This window comes from Rhodococcus sp. NPDC056516 (genome assembly GCF_042794655.1).
Taxonomy (GTDB): domain Bacteria; phylum Actinomycetota; class Actinomycetes; order Mycobacteriales; family Mycobacteriaceae; genus Rhodococcus_F.
In genome coordinates this window covers 240601-256811 of sequence record NZ_JBHTTG010000003.1, presented here as the reverse complement: position 1 = coordinate 256811, position 16211 = coordinate 240601, and the positions used below count along the sequence as shown (strand labels likewise).

The 16211-nt window shown below is 61.9% G+C and carries 16 protein-coding genes; 10 read left to right on the top strand and 6 right to left on the bottom strand.

Annotated features, from left to right (window positions below; genetic code table 11):
* Positions 1-40: 40 nt before the first annotated feature.
* Positions 41-1795 carry a cytochrome c oxidase subunit I gene (gene ctaD / locus ACFQ6Y_RS10485; RefSeq protein WP_378532397.1) on the bottom strand — a complete coding sequence of 585 codons (1755 nt, stop codon included), beginning with the start codon at positions 1793-1795 and terminating at the stop codon, positions 41-43.
* Positions 1796-1998: 203 nt separating this feature from the next.
* Here ctaD and ACFQ6Y_RS10480 point away from each other — a divergent pair, with 203 nt between their 5' ends.
* Positions 1999-3150 carry an NADH:flavin oxidoreductase gene (locus tag ACFQ6Y_RS10480; RefSeq protein WP_378543305.1) on the top strand — a complete coding sequence of 384 codons (1152 nt, stop codon included), beginning with the start codon at positions 1999-2001 and terminating at the stop codon, positions 3148-3150.
* A gap of 64 nt (positions 3151-3214) precedes the next feature.
* On the opposite strand, the gene ACFQ6Y_RS10475 is transcribed toward ACFQ6Y_RS10480, so the two are convergent.
* Positions 3215-4063 carry an aldo/keto reductase gene (locus tag ACFQ6Y_RS10475; RefSeq protein ID WP_378631733.1) on the bottom strand — a complete coding sequence of 283 codons (849 nt, stop codon included), beginning with the start codon at positions 4061-4063 and terminating at the stop codon, positions 3215-3217.
* 130 nt (positions 4064-4193) lie between these two features.
* On the opposite strand from ACFQ6Y_RS10475, the gene ACFQ6Y_RS10470 reads away from it, so the two are divergent.
* From ACFQ6Y_RS10470 to ACFQ6Y_RS10460, 3 genes are all read left to right on the top strand, one after another.
* Complete coding sequence (locus ACFQ6Y_RS10470) at positions 4194-4790, top strand: class I SAM-dependent methyltransferase (protein ID WP_378631731.1); 597 nt, start codon at positions 4194-4196, stop codon at positions 4788-4790.
* A gap of 89 nt (positions 4791-4879) precedes the next feature.
* On the top strand, positions 4880-6511 hold the full coding sequence (locus tag ACFQ6Y_RS10465; RefSeq protein ID WP_378446296.1) for an ABC-F family ATP-binding cassette domain-containing protein: 1632 nt from the start codon (positions 4880-4882) through the stop codon (positions 6509-6511).
* 143 nt (positions 6512-6654) lie between these two features.
* Positions 6655-7494: an aldo/keto reductase gene (locus tag ACFQ6Y_RS10460; RefSeq protein ID WP_378631729.1), complete on the top strand. Its 840-nt coding sequence runs from the start codon at positions 6655-6657 to the stop codon at positions 7492-7494.
* Positions 7495-7506: 12 nt separating this feature from the next.
* Here the strand turns inward: ACFQ6Y_RS10460 and ACFQ6Y_RS10455 are convergent, their stop codons facing one another.
* From ACFQ6Y_RS10455 to ACFQ6Y_RS10445, 3 genes are all read right to left on the bottom strand, one after another.
* The gene (locus ACFQ6Y_RS10455) at positions 7507-8043 is read right to left on the bottom strand and encodes a TetR/AcrR family transcriptional regulator (RefSeq protein WP_378631727.1); all 537 of its coding nucleotides are present in this window, start codon (positions 8041-8043) and stop codon (positions 7507-7509) included.
* A 39-nt stretch (positions 8044-8082) separates the two neighbouring features.
* Complete coding sequence (locus tag ACFQ6Y_RS10450) at positions 8083-8496, bottom strand: VOC family protein (RefSeq protein WP_378631725.1); 414 nt, start codon at positions 8494-8496, stop codon at positions 8083-8085.
* A 76-nt stretch (positions 8497-8572) separates the two neighbouring features.
* Entirely contained in the window at positions 8573-8992 is a 420-nt protein-coding gene (locus ACFQ6Y_RS10445) for a hypothetical protein (protein WP_378631723.1), read from the bottom strand.
* A 106-nt stretch (positions 8993-9098) separates the two neighbouring features.
* On the opposite strand from ACFQ6Y_RS10445, the gene ACFQ6Y_RS10440 reads away from it, so the two are divergent.
* The 6 genes from ACFQ6Y_RS10440 (at position 9099) to ACFQ6Y_RS10415 (ending at position 14750) form a co-directional block, all read left to right on the top strand.
* Entirely contained in the window at positions 9099-9449 is a 351-nt protein-coding gene (locus ACFQ6Y_RS10440; protein ID WP_378631721.1) for a helix-turn-helix transcriptional regulator, read from the top strand.
* Positions 9442-9987, top strand: a complete 546-nt coding sequence (locus tag ACFQ6Y_RS10435) for a hypothetical protein (RefSeq protein WP_378631719.1) — start codon at positions 9442-9444, stop codon at positions 9985-9987. The genes ACFQ6Y_RS10440 and ACFQ6Y_RS10435 overlap by 8 nt, the downstream gene beginning before the upstream one ends.
* 43 nt (positions 9988-10030) lie before the next feature.
* A complete protein-coding gene (locus ACFQ6Y_RS10430) occupies positions 10031-10927 on the top strand; it encodes an ABC transporter ATP-binding protein (RefSeq protein WP_003939757.1) in 897 nt (298 codons plus the stop codon).
* Positions 10924-12117 (top strand): ABC transporter permease, encoded by a 1194-nt coding sequence (locus ACFQ6Y_RS10425; protein ID WP_378631717.1) that lies wholly within the window; start codon positions 10924-10926, stop codon positions 12115-12117. The genes ACFQ6Y_RS10430 and ACFQ6Y_RS10425 overlap by 4 nt, the downstream gene beginning before the upstream one ends.
* A 93-nt stretch (positions 12118-12210) precedes the next feature.
* Positions 12211-13698, top strand: a complete 1488-nt coding sequence (locus ACFQ6Y_RS10420) for a carboxyl transferase domain-containing protein (RefSeq protein WP_378543285.1) — start codon at positions 12211-12213, stop codon at positions 13696-13698.
* Positions 13695-14750, top strand: coding sequence for a hypothetical protein (locus ACFQ6Y_RS10415; RefSeq protein WP_378631715.1), 1056 nt, complete (start codon positions 13695-13697; stop codon positions 14748-14750). Before ACFQ6Y_RS10420 ends, ACFQ6Y_RS10415 begins: the two co-directional genes overlap by 4 nt.
* Positions 14751-14770: 20 nt before the next feature.
* On the opposite strand, the gene ACFQ6Y_RS10410 is transcribed toward ACFQ6Y_RS10415, so the two are convergent.
* A complete protein-coding gene (locus ACFQ6Y_RS10410; RefSeq protein ID WP_378543283.1) occupies positions 14771-16042 on the bottom strand; it encodes an MFS transporter in 1272 nt (423 codons plus the stop codon).
* Positions 16043-16211 lie beyond the last annotated feature (169 nt).

Here is a 16211-nt window from a genome sequence, read left to right as displayed (position 1 = left end):
CGATGTTATCAGATTAATTAGTGCAGTAACTATTATTGCACTAATCAATTTGGCGATGATCGTCACTCTTCTCCAACGTCGACGTGGGTTGCCCGGTGAGACCCACATGCGCCTCCGCCCTCATTCGCTCGACCATGTGTGGGTAGTGCAGTTCGAAGGCCGGGCGTTCGCTGCGGATGCGCGGCAGCTCGGTGAAGTTGTGACGCGGCGGCGGGCAGGTTGTCGCCCACTCCAGCGAGTTTCCGTAGCCCCACGGATCGTCGACGGTCACAACTTCGCCGTAGCGGTAACTCTTGAAGACGTTCCACAGGAAGGGCAGCGTCGACGCACCGAGTACGAAGGCGAAGATCGTGGACACCGAGTTGAGCACGGTGAATCCGTCCGAGGGCAGGTAGTCGGCGTAACGACGCGGCATGCCCTCGCCGCCGAGCCAGTGCTGGACGAGGAACGTGCCGTGGAAGCCGACGAAGGTGGTCCAGAAGTGCCACTTGCCCAACCGCTCGTCGAGCAGACGTCCCGTCATCTTCGGGAACCAGAAGTAGATACCGGCATACGTGGCGAACACGACCGTGCCGAAGACCACGTAATGGAAGTGGGCCACAACAAAATACGTGTCGGTGACATGGAAGTCGATCGGCGGACTCGCGAGGATGACACCCGACAGACCACCGAAGAGGAAGGTGATCAAGAAGCCCACCGAGAACAGCATCGGCGACTCGAAAGTCAACTGCCCCTTCCACATCGTTCCGATCCAGTTGAAGATTTTCACACCCGTGGGCACCGCGATCAGGAACGTCATGAACGAGAAGTACGGCAGGAGAACAGCACCCGTCGCGTACATGTGGTGAGCCCATACCGCGATCGAGAGGGCAGCAATCGCAAGCGTCGCATAGACCAAGCCGGTGTAACCGAAGATCGGTTTACGACTGAAGACCGGGAAGATCTCCGAGACGATTCCGAAGAACGGCAACGCGATGATGTACACCTCAGGGTGACCGAAGAACCAGAACAGGTGCTGCCACAACAGAACTCCGCCCGATGCCGGGTCGAAGATGTGCCCACCGAGGTGACGGTCGACGAACAGACCCATGAACGCGGCGGTCAGGAGCGGGAACGCCATCAAGATCAAGATGCTGGTGATGAAGATGTTCCAGGTGAAGATGGACATGCGGAACATCGTCATGCCGGGTGCTCGCAGGCAGATCACGGTGGTGATCATGTTGACCGCACCGAGAATGGTGCCGAGGCCACCGACCGTCAGACCGAAGACCCACAGGTCAGCTCCGACGCCGGGGCTGTGTACCGCGCCGGAGAGCGGGGTGTACGCCGTCCAACCGAAGTCGGCGGCGCCGCCCGGCGTGAGGAATCCACCGAGGACGATGAGGCCACCAAAAGTGAAGAGCCAGAACCCGAATGAGTTCAATCGCGGGAACGCCACGTCGGGCGCACCGATCTGCAGCGGAAGTATGTAGTTCGCGAATCCGAAGACGACTGGGGTCGCGTACAGCAACAGCATGATCGTGCCGTGCATGGTGAACAGCTGATTGAACTGCTCGTTGGAGAGGAACTGCATCCCGGGAACGGCCAGTTCTGCGCGCATGAACAGCGCCATCAGACCGCCGATCAGGAAGAACACGAACGCAGTGATCAAGTACATGATCCCGATCTTCTTGTGATCGGTCGTCTTGATCATCTCGAGCATCCACGACCCCTTGGGATCACGACGCTTCGGATACGGCCGCTCCGGAATCGGCTCCAGCTCTCCGGCCCGCTCGTTCGGCACCGTCGTTGTCATGCTCGCGCGTCCTCTTTCGTGCTCGATACCGCCCTCAGAAACTTTCCGCACGACCATATCGCATGTTAATAGTTAATGCACAAACTAAGTTGGGTCTACATAGATACTGATCGAAAACCGAACGTACGCAACCTTTTGCAGATTTCAGGGAGATAAACTCATGCGGCGGAATAGGTCGAGGGTCCGCTGTGTTGAACAATCCCGTGACTCTTCCCGACACATCGACAGCACCCGAGGCCTCCGCGTTGCGCGGCCTCTTCGAGCCTTTCGAGGTCAAATCACTCTCGTTGCGCAACCGTTTCGCCATGGCCCCGATGACGCGTGCCTTCTCTCCCGACGGAATCCCCGGCGCCGACGTCGCCGAGTACTACCGTCGTCGCGCAGCAGGTGGTGTCGGCTTGATCATCACCGAAGGCACCTACATCCCCGACCCGGCAGCCGGCCCGCACACCCGCGTACCGCGCATCTACGGTGATTCGAGCCTGGGCGGCTGGAAGTCGGTTGTCGACGCCGTCCACGCCGAGGGTGGATCGATCATTCCTCAGCTGTGGCACCTCGGAGTCGAGCGCGGCGAGAACTCGCACCTGAACCCCGAGGTCGAAACCGTCAGCCCCTCCGGTCTGGCGCTGGACGGCACCCGTTTGGGACGCGAATTCACCACGTCGGATCTCGACGACTTGAAGCAGTCGTGGGTGGATGCCGCGCTCAACGCGAAGAACACCGGCTTCGACGGTCTCGAGTTGCACGGCGCACACGGCTACCTGCTCGACGAATTCCTCTGGGCAGGAACCAATGTCCGGACCGATGGATACGGCGGATCGCTCGAAGCTCGCACCCGTTTCCCGGCCGAGGTCGTCTCCGCAATCCGAGAGGCAGTCGGGGACGAGTTCGCGATCGTCTACCGATTCTCGCAGTGGAAGTCCGGCCAGTACGACGCTCGTATCGCGCAGAGCCCGGCAGAACTCGGCCGCATCCTCACTCCCCTGGTCGACGCCGGCGTCGACGTCCTGCATCCGTCGACGAGGCGTCATTGGGAACCGGCATTCGCTGAGCTCGACGGTGAAGACGGCAAGCTCGGCCTCGCCGGTTGGACCAAGAAGCTGACCGGGTTGCCGACTATCACCGTCGGATCGGTCGGACTCGATTCCGTGTTCACGACGGCATTCACCGGCGACGCTGCATCGGCTGTGACCGGACTGGAGCGTCTCGAAGCTCAGTACGAGAACGGCGAATTCGACATGGTTGCCATCGGACGCGCACTGCTCGCCGATCCCGAGTGGGTCGACAAGCTCCGCACCGGACGCACGGACGAGCACATCGCATTCACTGCAGAACACCGCACACACCTGAACTGACCTCGCACGACAAAACGGCACTCCCGCGATTGAGGGAGTGCCGTTCGTGGATCTACCGGAAGTTCTAGCTGCCGAGCGTGACCGGGTCGGGGCCGATACGGCCGGCCGGGTCGTCGAGAGCACCGATCGCGTTGATCTGTTCCGGAGTCAGCTCGAAGCCGAAGACATCGAAGTTGGCTGCGATGCGTTCCGGGGTCACCGACTTCGGAATCACCACGTTGCCGATCTGCAGGTGCCAGCGAATGATCACCTGAGCCGCGGTCACGCCATGAGCGTCGGCGATGGCAGTGATGACGGGGTCGCCGAGAACGGTTCCCTGGCCCAGCGGGCTCCACGCCTCCGTCGCGATTCCCTTGCCGGTGTGGAAGGCGCGCAGTTCTGCCTGGTTGAACTTGGGGTGGAGCTCGATCTGATTGAGGACCGGCACCTCACCGGTTTCACCGATTACACGCGCGAGGTTCTCGATGGTGAAGTTGGAGACGCCGATGGATCGAACCCGTCCGTCGGCCTTGAGCTTCTGGAATGCCTTGAACGTCTCGACGTACAGGTCCTTGGACGGAACCGGCCAGTGGATCAGGTACAGATCGAGGTAGTCGAGACCCAACTTGTCGAGGCTGGCGTCGAATGCGGCAAGCGTCGAGTCGTAACCCTGGTCGTCGTTCCACAGTTTGGTCGTGATGTAGAGGTCTTCGCGGGCGATGCCGGATTCGGCGATAGCGCGGCCGACACCCACCTCGTTGCCGTAGATCTTGGCGGTGTCGATACTGCGGTAGCCGGTCTTCAGGGCGGTCGAGACAGCTTCCTGCGTTTCGTCGTCCGGAACCTGGAACACACCGAATCCCAGTGCGGGGATCGTCTTACCGTCGTTCAGAACAATTGTCGGTACGGAGGTCACATCGTTGGTTTCGGTCATATTCGAAACCAACGCGTCAGAGCACGGAGGCATTCCCCGCCGAACATCCGGGGAGTGCCCTTGTACCGCCCGAAATGCCGGTCTACCTTGGAAGACAAGTATTGGAATCGCCTCGAGAAAAGAGAGAGCGATGAATCTTTCATATCGTCTCGCCTACAAGGTCGGCGTCACTCCGTGGGAGCACACCGGGCATGGGTTCGACGCCCAACTGTCCGGACTTCTCGACGCGATTCCTGTTCCGGAAGGTGGCCGTGCCCTCGATATCGGCTGCGGCACCGGACGTCATTCGATCGAGCTGGCGCAACGCGGTTGGCACGTCACCGGCGTCGACGCCGAGCAGGAACCGTTGGACAAAGCGCGCATCCATGCACGTGAAGCCCACGTCGACGTCCGGTTCCTCCATGAGGACGCCGCAGACCTGCACATAGCCGTCGACGGTGGGCACATGCTGGTACTCGACATCGGCTGCTTTCACGGGCTGTCCGAACATCAGCGACGGGACTACGGGAGGTCGGTCAACGCGATCACCGCGCCGGGCGCGTCCATGGTCATGTTCGCGTTCGGGCCAGGTCACCGCTGGCCGATGCCACATGGTGTCTCCGAAGAAGACGTCATGCGCGCATTCGACGGGTGGTCGACGGCCTCGAGCATGGCCGCGGACGTGAGCGAATCGCCACTTCCAGTCCGTGCGGCGCATCCGTGCTGGTATCACCTGGTTCGGGACTGACTGCTGTGCGCCTTTATTAACCGCCCGCGGTTAACAAAGGCGCACAGCACCGATTAACACAGGCGCACAGCACCAGGGATACTTCTCGGGTGACTGCAACACTGCGCATCAGCGGCCTCTCTGCTTCCCGGGGAGAACGCACCCTGTTCTCCGACCTCGATCTCACAGTGGCGCCCGGCGACGTCATCGGCCTCGTCGGGGCAAACGGCGCCGGCAAGTCGACGCTTCTGACTGCCCTGGCCGGAATCGGAACCGCCGACGTCGAGGGTTCGATCATCCTCAGCCCGCCGGATGCTGCGGTCGGTTACCTCGCGCAGGAACCCGACCGCATCGAGGGTGAAACCGTCCTCGAGTTCCTCGGCCGACGCACCGGGGTCGCGCACGCCGAGGCGGTTATGAACACCGCGGCCGAAACGCTGGCTGAAGCCGAAGAGGATCTGTACTCCCCGGCGCTGGAGCGCTGGCTCGCGCTGGGCGGCGCCGATCTGTTCGAGCGCGCCGAGAAGGTAGTCGAAGAACTCGGACTTGGCGTATCCCTCGATGCTCACATGACGGCATTGTCCGGCGGTCAGGCCGCACGCGCCGGCCTCGCATCGCTGCTGCTTTCGCGCTACGACATTCTCCTGTTGGACGAGCCCACCAACGATCTCGACCTGCGGGGTCTCGAGCAGTTGGAACGATTTGTCGCCGAGACCCGAGCGGCGCTGGTCGTCGTGAGCCACGATCGCGAGTTCCTCTCGCGCACGGTCACGGGGATCGTGGAACTCGATCTGGCACAACAGGACATCGCAGTGTACGACGGCGGCTACGAGTCGTACCTCGCCGAACGTGAGATAGCCCGCCAGCACGCACGCGAGGCCTTCGAGGAATATGCCGGCACCCGCTCCGATCTCGAAGATCGTGCACAGATGCAGCGCAACTGGATGGAACACGGCGTCCGCAACGCGCGTCGTAAGGCCAAGGACAACGACAAGATCGGACGCGGATTGCGGACCGAGTCGACGGAGAAGCAAGCCGCGAAGGCCCGCCAGACTCAACGCCGCATCGAGCGACTCGAAGTGGTCGAGGAACCGCGTAAAGAGTGGGAACTTCGTATGGAGATCGCGGCGGCTCCGCGGTCCGGTTCCGTTGTCGCAACCACGAACGGCGCCAAGGTGACGCGCGGTCAGTTCACTTTCGGTCCGGTTACGACGCAAATCGACTGGGGCGATCGAATCCTCGTCACGGGCGCGAACGGTGCAGGCAAGACCACCCTCCTGAACGTCCTGCTCGGCAAACTCGTCCCAGACGAGGGCATCGCGTCTTTGGGTTCAGGTGTCGCGATCGGTGAGATCGATCAGGCGCGCGGATTGTTCGAAGGCGATCAACCAGTAGTCGAGGCCTTCGGTGCTCAGGTTCCGGACTGGCCAGACGCCGATGTCCGCACGCTCCTCGCCAAGTTCGGCCTGCGTGGACACCACGTGCTCAGATCTGCCGCTTCACTCTCCCCTGGCGAAAGAACAAGGGCTGCACTGGCTTTACTGCAGGCTCGCGGCGTGAATCTACTGGTACTGGACGAGCCGACGAACCATCTCGACCTTCCGGCGATCGAACAACTCGAGCAGGCGATGGAGTCGTTCGAGGGAACCCTCCTCCTCGTCACTCACGATCGACGCATGCTCCAATCCACCCGCAGCACGCGGCGGTGGCGGATGGAGAACGGACAACTCTTCGAGGAGTAGCCGACAGCGCTGCTTGCGCAGACAACCCGCGTGTGCAACTATTTATCAGGCGCACGCAATAGTTGCATGCGCGGCATAGGTGGTTCACGGGCGACACGATCCCCGGTCGGACCGCCATACACAGTCCTGAAAGGCGCTCTTCAATGTTGTCGATCCCCGACCGCACACTGACTCACGGAACCACCGGCGAACCGATCACCATCCCGCAACTCGGGTACGGCGTTTTCCAGGTACCGGACGCCCAGACCGAAGAGGTCACTGCCACCGCTCTCGAGATCGGCTACCGCCACATCGACACGGCCGCGATCTACGGAAATGAAGCCGGGGTCGGCCGCGCCATCGCAGGGTCGGATATCCCTAGGTCAGAGCTGTTCGTCACCACCAAGCTGTGGAACGACGATCAAGGCCACGACCGAACACTCGCCGCTTTCGACTCGAGCCTCGACAAGCTCGGACTCGACTACGTCGACCTGTATCTGATTCACTGGCCCGCGCCGGCAAAGGGCCTGTTCGTCGAGACCTGGGCCGCTTTCGAAGAGATTCTCGCCTCCGGCCGCGCCCGTGCGATCGGTGTGTCCAACTTCCTCCCCGAACACCTCGACCTGCTGGCCCAGCACAGCTCGATCACCCCAGCCGTCAACCAGATCGAACTGCACCCCAGACTGCAACAGCACGCGTCACGGGAGTACGCACAGAGTCGCGGCATCGAAATCGAGGCCTGGAGTCCGTTGGGACAGGGAACTATCCTCGACGACCCGACCATCGGGAAAGTTGCTGCAGCACACGGAAAGAGCCCGGCGCAGATCATTCTGCGCTGGCATCTCGAGCAGGGACACACCGTACTGTCGAAGTCGGTCACACCAGCCCGCATGCGCGAGAACGCCGCGATCTTCGACTTCGCACTCGATGCCGACGAGTCAGCTGCCATCGCAGCGTTGAACACCGACAGCCGTGTCGGACCCGATCCGCTCGAATTGAACTGAATCGGAACGACTTCAGAGATTCTCGTGCGGAGCCAACGTCAGCAGAACCGAATCGACAGCCTGCTCAGCCAGGAGCGCGTCCAGCGGTAAGTGACGGAACAACGCTCGATAATAGATCGGGGACGCCAAGGCATCCAGGACGAAGTCCAGGTCGAACTCGCTCCGAATGTCGCCGCGTAGACGCGCCGATTCCAGCACTGCCGCAGTGGAATCGCGTCGCGGCTGAAAGAATGCCGACTGGAAATCCCGCGCCAATTCCGGGTCCGCGGCCAGATCTGCGACCAACGCGGGCAGTATCCGACCAACTACCGTTTCGCTCAGTCCCACAACCAATGTCGTGATGCCGGCGACCAGGTCTGCCCTGAGATCGCCGGTGTCCGGCGTTGGATCAGTGCCGATATGCGCCACGACGACGTCTACCACCAGATGCCGCTTGGACGGCCATCTCCGGTAGATGGCGGGGCGATGTACACCCGCCCTCGTCGCCACCGATCCGATCGACAGCTCCGCATACCCGTTCTCCCCCAACAATTCCAGGGTCGCAGACAATACGGCATCGTCAATCCGCTCGTCGCGGGCGCGCACCATCTACAGCACCGGACGCGGCATGAGCACCAGACGCCAGCCGTCAGGATCTTCGAAAGTCATTCCCGCATTCTCCTCCCAGTACGGATTCTCGGCTTCGACGGGTTCGTGCCCCGCCTCACCCAGTCGCTGAACCACCTCGTACATCGCCGACTCGCCGGCAAAGTAGAGCACCAACAGATTGTCCTGCGTCGGCGCCGGGCACGGGCTCCCGTCTTCGTGGGTGGTGAATTCGAGGTGATAGTTCACATCTGGCAACCCCAGCATGATCCCGTCGTAGCCGGCGTGCCCGGAAAACCGGTAGAGCTCCGGCAACCCCAGGCAATCGCGATAGAACGCAATCACGTCGTCGAGTCGGTCGGTGGGTCTCGCTACCCGCACTTGCACCACTGCGAGGTCGTTCGGCCAAGTTGTCATAGTTAAACGGTACAGTACGTACCGTAACATTTTGAGCACAAGCCCGACCGCCCCTCCACAGCCGACCTCGCGAGACCTACAAACGATCATTCTCCGGAAACGCCGCCTTGGGCATGAACTTCGGTCTGGCGAACAAGACCGACAGTTTGGTGGGCTGCGACTCCACCGGGCGATCAGACCGGTACAACAATGCCTGCTGCGGGGCGCTCACCCATTCACTGGCGAAGATCTCACCGAGACGCAAAACCGGCACGTGCGACCCGTCGTCGAGTCGAACGGTGACGTCAGCCGTGGTGTCCGACTGGCCGTACACGACCCACCATGATTCGCCTTCGACATCGCCTGGAGTGTGCTGACCGATACCGATGACGGCACCTTTCTCCATCGGATCGCGCCAGAGCGGTTCGCACCCCTGCGGTCCCACACTGAAGCTACCGTCCTCGCGCACCTGCACGACCAGGCGGGACTTCTCGAGTACCAACTGTTCGACCACCATGTGAAGCCCCTTCCGTTGCCCGAACCCTATCCGCCGGCATCACCCAGAAGCGGGACTATCGCGGTTCGTGTTGACAAACTGTTGGGTTTTTACAACACTTTGATGCATGAGCCCAGTCCGGCGGGGAGACGCGCTCCCTATCTTCAATCGCATCGGAGTGCTTCGCGCCGAGCGGAAGATGAGTCGGGCCCAGCTTGCACAACTCGTCGACGTCAATCCGCAGACGGTGGGGGCACTCGAACGCGGCGACCACTACCCCAGCCTGGATCTTGCATTTCGGATCTGCTGGGTATTCGACCTACCGGTCGAGGCGGTGTTCTCGCGGACTGAGTTCGGGCCGCTGTCGACGGAGGTCTACCGGAATGCACCGTCGACGGAGGTCTACCGAAACGCACAGTCGACGGAGGTCTACCGGACTGACCGCACTATCGAGGGGAGTGAAAAGCCCAGTGCCTGAATCGAATCTGATCGACCGCTACCAGGCCCACCGCACTCGGCGGTTCCTGCAGAACGAGGAGACGTTCCGACATTGGCTCCCGAATTGGCGATCCCGCCGTCGTCGGCGCGTGCTCGTCGTCGCCCTCGGAGTCCTTTTCGCCTTGATGATTGCCGTCGGCATAGCGTGCCTGTTCAATCCGCTCTTCGCGGTGGCTTGGCCGATCCTCACCCTGTTGTTCCTGCCGACGTGGTCCTCACTTCAAATCGTGTCGGGTCGGCAAGGGGATGCGCCGCGGCAGGCTTTGGACGAATGGGAGATCCAGCAACGCAATGACGCTCGCTCTGTCGGGTTGAGCGTGACCCAAACGTTGGTGTTCATTGTCGCCATTTTCCTCATTTTCACCTCTTCGGTGCAGTGGAATGTAGAGAGGCTGCCTTACACGGGAGGTTTATTGGCACTGACTGCAATGCTGATCGGCGCGTGCACGCCCGCGATGATTCTCTCGTGGACCAATCCAGACCCGGATCCGATTGATTCGGAAGAGTTCGACTTCTGACCCGTATTACCGAAGCGCACCACTCGACCGATGGGAAGGACCCATGTCAGCCACCCTCACGATCGACGGCATCTCGAAACGCTACGGCGACGTCGTTGCACTCGACAACCTGAGTTTCGAAGTCCGCCCGGGCGAGATCTTCGGATTTGTCGGCAGTAACGGCGCCGGCAAGACGACCACGATGCGCATTGCGTTGGGTGTCCTCGGAGCAGATTCGGGGGAAGTTCGTCTCGGCGGCAAACCCGTCGACCTCGACGTGCGTCGCACTATCGGATACATGCCGGAGGAACGCGGCCTTTACCCCAAGATGAAGGTGGGAGCGCAACTTTCCTATCTGGCCGAACTACATGGACTCTCGAAAGCCGACGCGCATGCGGCCACGGAGCGGTGGACCGAACGTCTGGGCATCGCCGAACGCGTCAAGGACACCGTCGACTCCCTCTCCCTCGGCAATCAGCAACGAGTTCAGCTTGCAGCGGCGCTGGTTCACGATCCTTCGGTACTCGTTCTGGACGAACCATTTTCGGGTCTGGATCCGGTAGCGGTCGACGTCATGAGTGACGTGTTGGTCGAGAAGGCCCGCACCGGTGTTCCCGTTATTTTCTCGAGCCATCAGCTGGATCTGGTGGAGCGCCTGTGCGATCGCGTGGGCATCATCAGCCGCGGCAGCATGCGAGAGATCGGAACTGTCGACGAACTACGAGGCAAGGGGGACGGCCGAATCGAAGTCTTCGCCCCTGACGCGCCGGTCGGTTGGGCACACCATCTGATCGGTGTCACCACGCTGAGCCACCTCGACGGTCGAACACTCCTGAGCGTCGACGGCACCGCCGACGATCAGCAGATCCTGCATGCAGCGTTGAAAACCGGTCCGGTGCACGAGTTCACGCTACGACGTCCGTCACTGACTGATCTGTTCCGAGAGGTGGTAGCCGCATGAGCAACCAGTTGAGTGGAGGTCGAGCGATCGGGTTGGTCGCTCGACGCGAATTCATGACGCAGATCTCGAAGAAGAGTTTTGTGATCAGCAACGTCATCATTCTGGTCGCGATCATCGGCGGCATCATCGCCTTCTCACTCTTTTCCGGTGGCGACGAGGACAAGTCGAAGATCGGCTTGGTCGGCAACCAGTCGCTCAGTGCCACGATGGTGTCCATCGGCGACACCCTCGGAAATCCGGTGACGGTGACGGAGGTTTCCGACGACGGGACCGCGCGTGATCAGGTCAAGGACGGCGACCTCGACGTGGCCGTGATCGCTGGATCGGGCGGCGGCGTCACTGTCGTGACCAAGAAAGAAGTGCCCACGAATCTGCGCGCCGTCATCGAGAGTTCCGTTGCACAACAGGCACAGTCGAATGCGCTGTCCGCCGCGGGGATCGATCCGGCTCAGCTCGCCGAAGCCACGTCCACCGCAGTGGTCACCATCGATGCCATCGATCCGCCGGATCCCGAACAGGGCCAACGCATAGCGATGTCGATCGCTGCCGTGGTGCTCCTGTACATGCAGATCTTGCTATTCGGAACGTACGTGGCGATGGGCGTCGTCGAGGAGAAGTCCAGTCGCGTCGTCGAGTTGTTGCTCTCGACTCTGCGTCCGCTGCAGTTGTTGTGGGGCAAGGTTCTCGGAATCGGCGCTGTCGGCCTGATGCAGATGGCTGCTTATGCTGTCGCGGGCGTCGCGACCGGATTGGCGACGGGCGTCCTGACCGTGACGGGCACCGCGATCGGTGTTCTGTTCGGCACTCTCGGGTGGTTCATTCTCGGCTTCCTCTTCTTCGCCGTGCTGTACGCCGCGGCCGGGTCCATGGTCTCGAGGCAGGAGGACGTCAATGCCACCGCGATGCCACTCGCACTGCTTGTCATGGCAATGGTCAGCGTGGCTTTCGTTTCGGTGAGCAATCCCGAAGGAACCCTGAGCAACGTGCTGAGTTGGATTCCGCCGTTCTCGGCGATCCTCATGCCCCTGCGCATTTCCGCCGGTGTAGCTTCTCCGCTCCAGATCGTAGGAACCATTCTGCTGATGCTGATCGTGACTGCTGCGCTGTCGATGATCGCGGCAAAGATCTACCAGCGCTCCATCCTTCGCATCGGCAAGGTCGTTTCGTGGAAGGAAGCGTTCGGACGCTGATTCTCCGGCGCACAACTGACGCCACGCGATCCCGGCGGCACCCCGTCCAGGTAGGTTCATCCTGGACGGGGTGCTGCTTACTTGGAGGACGTTGTGCGAATCTCGGCCGAAGAACTACTCACTGCGGTACTCGATCCCGAGAGCTTCGTCTCGTGGGACTCCCCGCCCGTCGACGTCGGGCCTGGGCCGAAGTACGCGGAAGACCTGAAGAAGGCCCGCGAGAAGAGCGGAGTAGACGAGTCCGTCGTCACCGGCGTCGGCACAGTTCGGGGGCGTCGGGTCGCGGTGATTGCCTGTGAATTCAGCTTTCTCGCCGGTTCGATCGGAGTTGCTGCAGCCGAACGGATCGTGACCGCCGTCGAACGTGCTACGGCAGAACAACTCCCACTGCTCGCCTCGCCCACCTCTGGCGGAACACGAATGCAGGAGGGAACCGTCGCGTTCGTTCAGATGGTGAAGATCGCTGCGGCAGTGGCTGTTCACAAGGCTGCACACCTGCCCTACCTGGTGTACCTGCGTAATCCCACCACCGGCGGGGTTTTTGCGTCGTGGGGATCTCTCGGCCACATCACCGTCGCGGAACCGGGCGCCCTGGTGGGGTTCCTCGGACCCCGTGTCTACGAATCCCTCTACGGCGAAAAGTTTCCCGACGGGATTCAAACCTCCGAGAACCTGTACCGCAACGGCGTGATCGACGGCGTCGTCCCGGTGGACCGCCTCCGTCTGCTGGTCAATCGAGCGCTGTGCGTGCTCACCGATCCCCCGGCTCCGGCAGTCGCGGACCCGATTTCCTCGCCCGAGATTCCCGATGTCCCTGCCTGGCAGTCGGTGATGCTCTCGCGTCGGGCGGATCGACCAGGCATCCGGCAGTTGCTCCGCCATGCCGCGACCGAACAGGTACCACTCAGCGGCACCGGGCAGGGTGAAACCGACAAGACGATCTTGCTCTCGCTCGCCCGCTTCCGAGGCTTTCCGTGCATCCTGCTCGGCCAGGACCGCAGTGGACAATCCGCGCTCACCACGATGGGACCGGCCGCGCTTCGTGAGGCGAGACGGGGCATGAAACTTGCCGAAGAACTACAACTCCCGCTTGTCCTCGTGATCGACACTTTGGGCGCGTCGTTGTCCAAGGAAGCCGAGGAACGTGGACTGGCCCCTGAGATCGCCCGCTGCATCGCCGACCTGGTGACGCTGAGAACCCCGACAGTGTCAGTGCTGCTCGGTCAGGGAACCGGCGGTGGCGCTCTGGCCCTGCTACCTGCCGACCGGGTACTCGCGGCACAGAACGGGTGGCTCGCTCCCCTGCCACCGGAAGGCGCAAGCGCGATTGTCCATCGCGACATCAGTCACGCCCCGGAGATGGCCGCAGCGCAGGGAATTCGTTCGTTGGATCTGCTTCGAGACGGCGTGATCGACGCCATCATTCCCGAAACCCCTGACGCGGCCGACGAGCCCGTGGAATTCTCCAAGAGAGTAGGGGCAGCAATCGCGCACGAGCTCTTCATTCTCGCCGAGGAGTCAGACACCGATCGCCAGTCCTCCCGTATCGCGCGCTATCGAAACCTGGGAGTTCCGCAATGACGACGAAGGATCGGACTGCACTGACTCTGCCGCACAGTTACGACCGTGCGGCACTGGCTCGTTTCGAGCTCTTCCTGTTCGCTGCCATTGCGACCGTGCTGATCACCCGCGCTTACCTTGCGGCAACCGGCTATCCCCAGATCGGGGGCGGTTCCCTCCACATCGCCCACGTTTTGTGGGGTGGATTGCTGATGGCCGTCGCCATCGTCTCGACTGCCATCACCGAAGGCTCTCGCATGCGCGATCTGGCGACCCTCGTCGGCGGAATCGGATTCGGCCTCTTCATCGACGAGGTCGGAAAATTTGTCACCGCCGACGTCGACTACTTCTACCAGCCTGCCATCGCGATCATGTACGTCGTCTTCGTCCTCTTCTATCTGGCCGCGCGCGAGATGGTGATTCGGCGCGGTATGAACGATCGTCATCGGCTCGCCATCGGCGCCCGAGCGCTCTCGGACCTCGCTCTCGGTCAGCTCGACGAGATCCAGTACAACCACGCCCTCCGCGTACTCGACGGCGTCGAAGACCGCAGCTTCACCGGTCTCGTCGACTCGATCAAGGCCGGCTTGCACACACAGACTCCGCCGGTCGGCGGTATCGAATCGAAGATCACGCGTGCTCGCAACGTGTTCTTCCAACGGGCCGAAGCACTGCTCGGGCACCGAATTGTCCGCCGACTGGTACTGACACTGTTCGTCTTGCAGGCCCTCCTCGCGATAGCCCAGGTGATCTACGCACTCGTCTCCGAGAACGGCGTCGAAGCTGACGACGTCTCCGATCTCGTCGTCCAGATCTCCACGGCTGCAACCGGAGTTCTTGTGGTTCTGGGAGTGTGGTTCCTCTTCCGCGGTCCTTACCTCCGGGCCTTGCGGCTACTACGAGCATCGATCGTGGTGAGCCTTCTGGTGACGCAGGTGTACCTGTTCACGCAGGACCAGTTCGGCGCGCTGTTCGGTTTTGCCGTCTCGCTGTTCATGCTCGCGACTCTTCGTATCGCGATTCGAAGCGAAGAGGCCGCAGCAGCTCACCGCCGTGATTCGCTGCCACAGTGATTCGCTAGCGCAGTGATTCTCTAGCGCAGTGACTCGGCGGGCCGACTCGGTAGATCGCGGATGCCGCGCAGTGGACTGAAGAGCAAGACCAATCCGCACGGCGCGATCAACCCGGCCATGATCCACATGGTTCCGCGCACACCTACGAGATCACCCAGGAAGCCCGCCAGCAACGCACCCAGCGGAATAGTGCTGTGCAACAAGAACATACTCGTTGCCACCACTCGACCGAGACGGTCCGGCGGACAGTAACTCTGACGGAAGCTGCCGAGCACTACGTTGCAGGACACGACGCCGGCGATCATCACCATTCCTCCCGCACAGAACCAGAACAGGCCGGCGCCGTACGTCGTCAGAGGAGCCAACAGGATGAACGGTCCCGTCACCAACTGACAGATGAGAACGCTTCGGGCAGTACCGAATCGGCGCCCGAGCGGACGCGCGATCATCGACCCGACAATTCCGCCGATCCCGGCAATGGCCAACAGAAGTCCGAGTCCGAACTCCCCCACGCCAACTGTCTTTTCGAGGAAAACGATCTGGATCGTGGTGTACCCGGCGAGACCGAAATTGAGAAGAGTCCCGTAGACGACGATGGGCCGCAGATACGGATCAGCTGCGACGAATCGCAGTCCGAGCGCTATCTGGCGCCGAAACGGTTCTCGGCGGCCCTGTCCGCGGTCAACCGTTTCCTGCGCACGAATCAGCCAGATGCACACTGAGCAGACGACGAAGGTGAAAGCATCGACCAGCAGACCGGCTGCCAGCCCGACAGTCGCTACCAACAGTCCACCGATACTCGGGCCGATCACCCGGGTTGCGGCCTCGGCGCCCTGTATCTTCGAGTTCCCTTCGACCAGATCCGCTTCGTCGAGCACCGTGGGGAGATATGCGTGGTAGGCCGCCTGGAAGAAAACGGTGGCCGTACCGGTGAGCAGCGCAACCAGAAGCAAGTGGCCGTATGTCACCGCCTCCATGAGGCCGGCGATCGCGACGCTCGCGAAGAGCAGCGCGCACGCAGCGTTCGCGATCACCATGATCGGACGGCGAGGCAGCCGGTCGATCCAGGCACCGGCGGGTAGTCCGACGATCAACCACGGCAACCACACCGCCGAGGCCAGCGCCCCGATTTGAAAGTTACTCGCTTCCAATTCGCGAAGCGCGATCAACGGCAGCACGACGGTCGTGACACCGTTTCCGATGCCGCTGACGGCGTCGCCGGTCCACAGAAGCCGGAAATCACGCTGAGCGAGGACTCCCCAGAAGCCCGCACGTTGCGCCGTATCCGTCACACCGATTCCCCCTTCAGTCCCTGGCCCAAGTCCCTGGCCTATCCCACCCGCCGACGCACCACTGGCCGACGGGACGGGCCCGTCCGGCGCAAACGGACGGTACCCGCACCCACACTGAGGCGCACGGCACTAGCGGTAACCTAAGGTGCTTCAGGTCACGGGTTAGCGA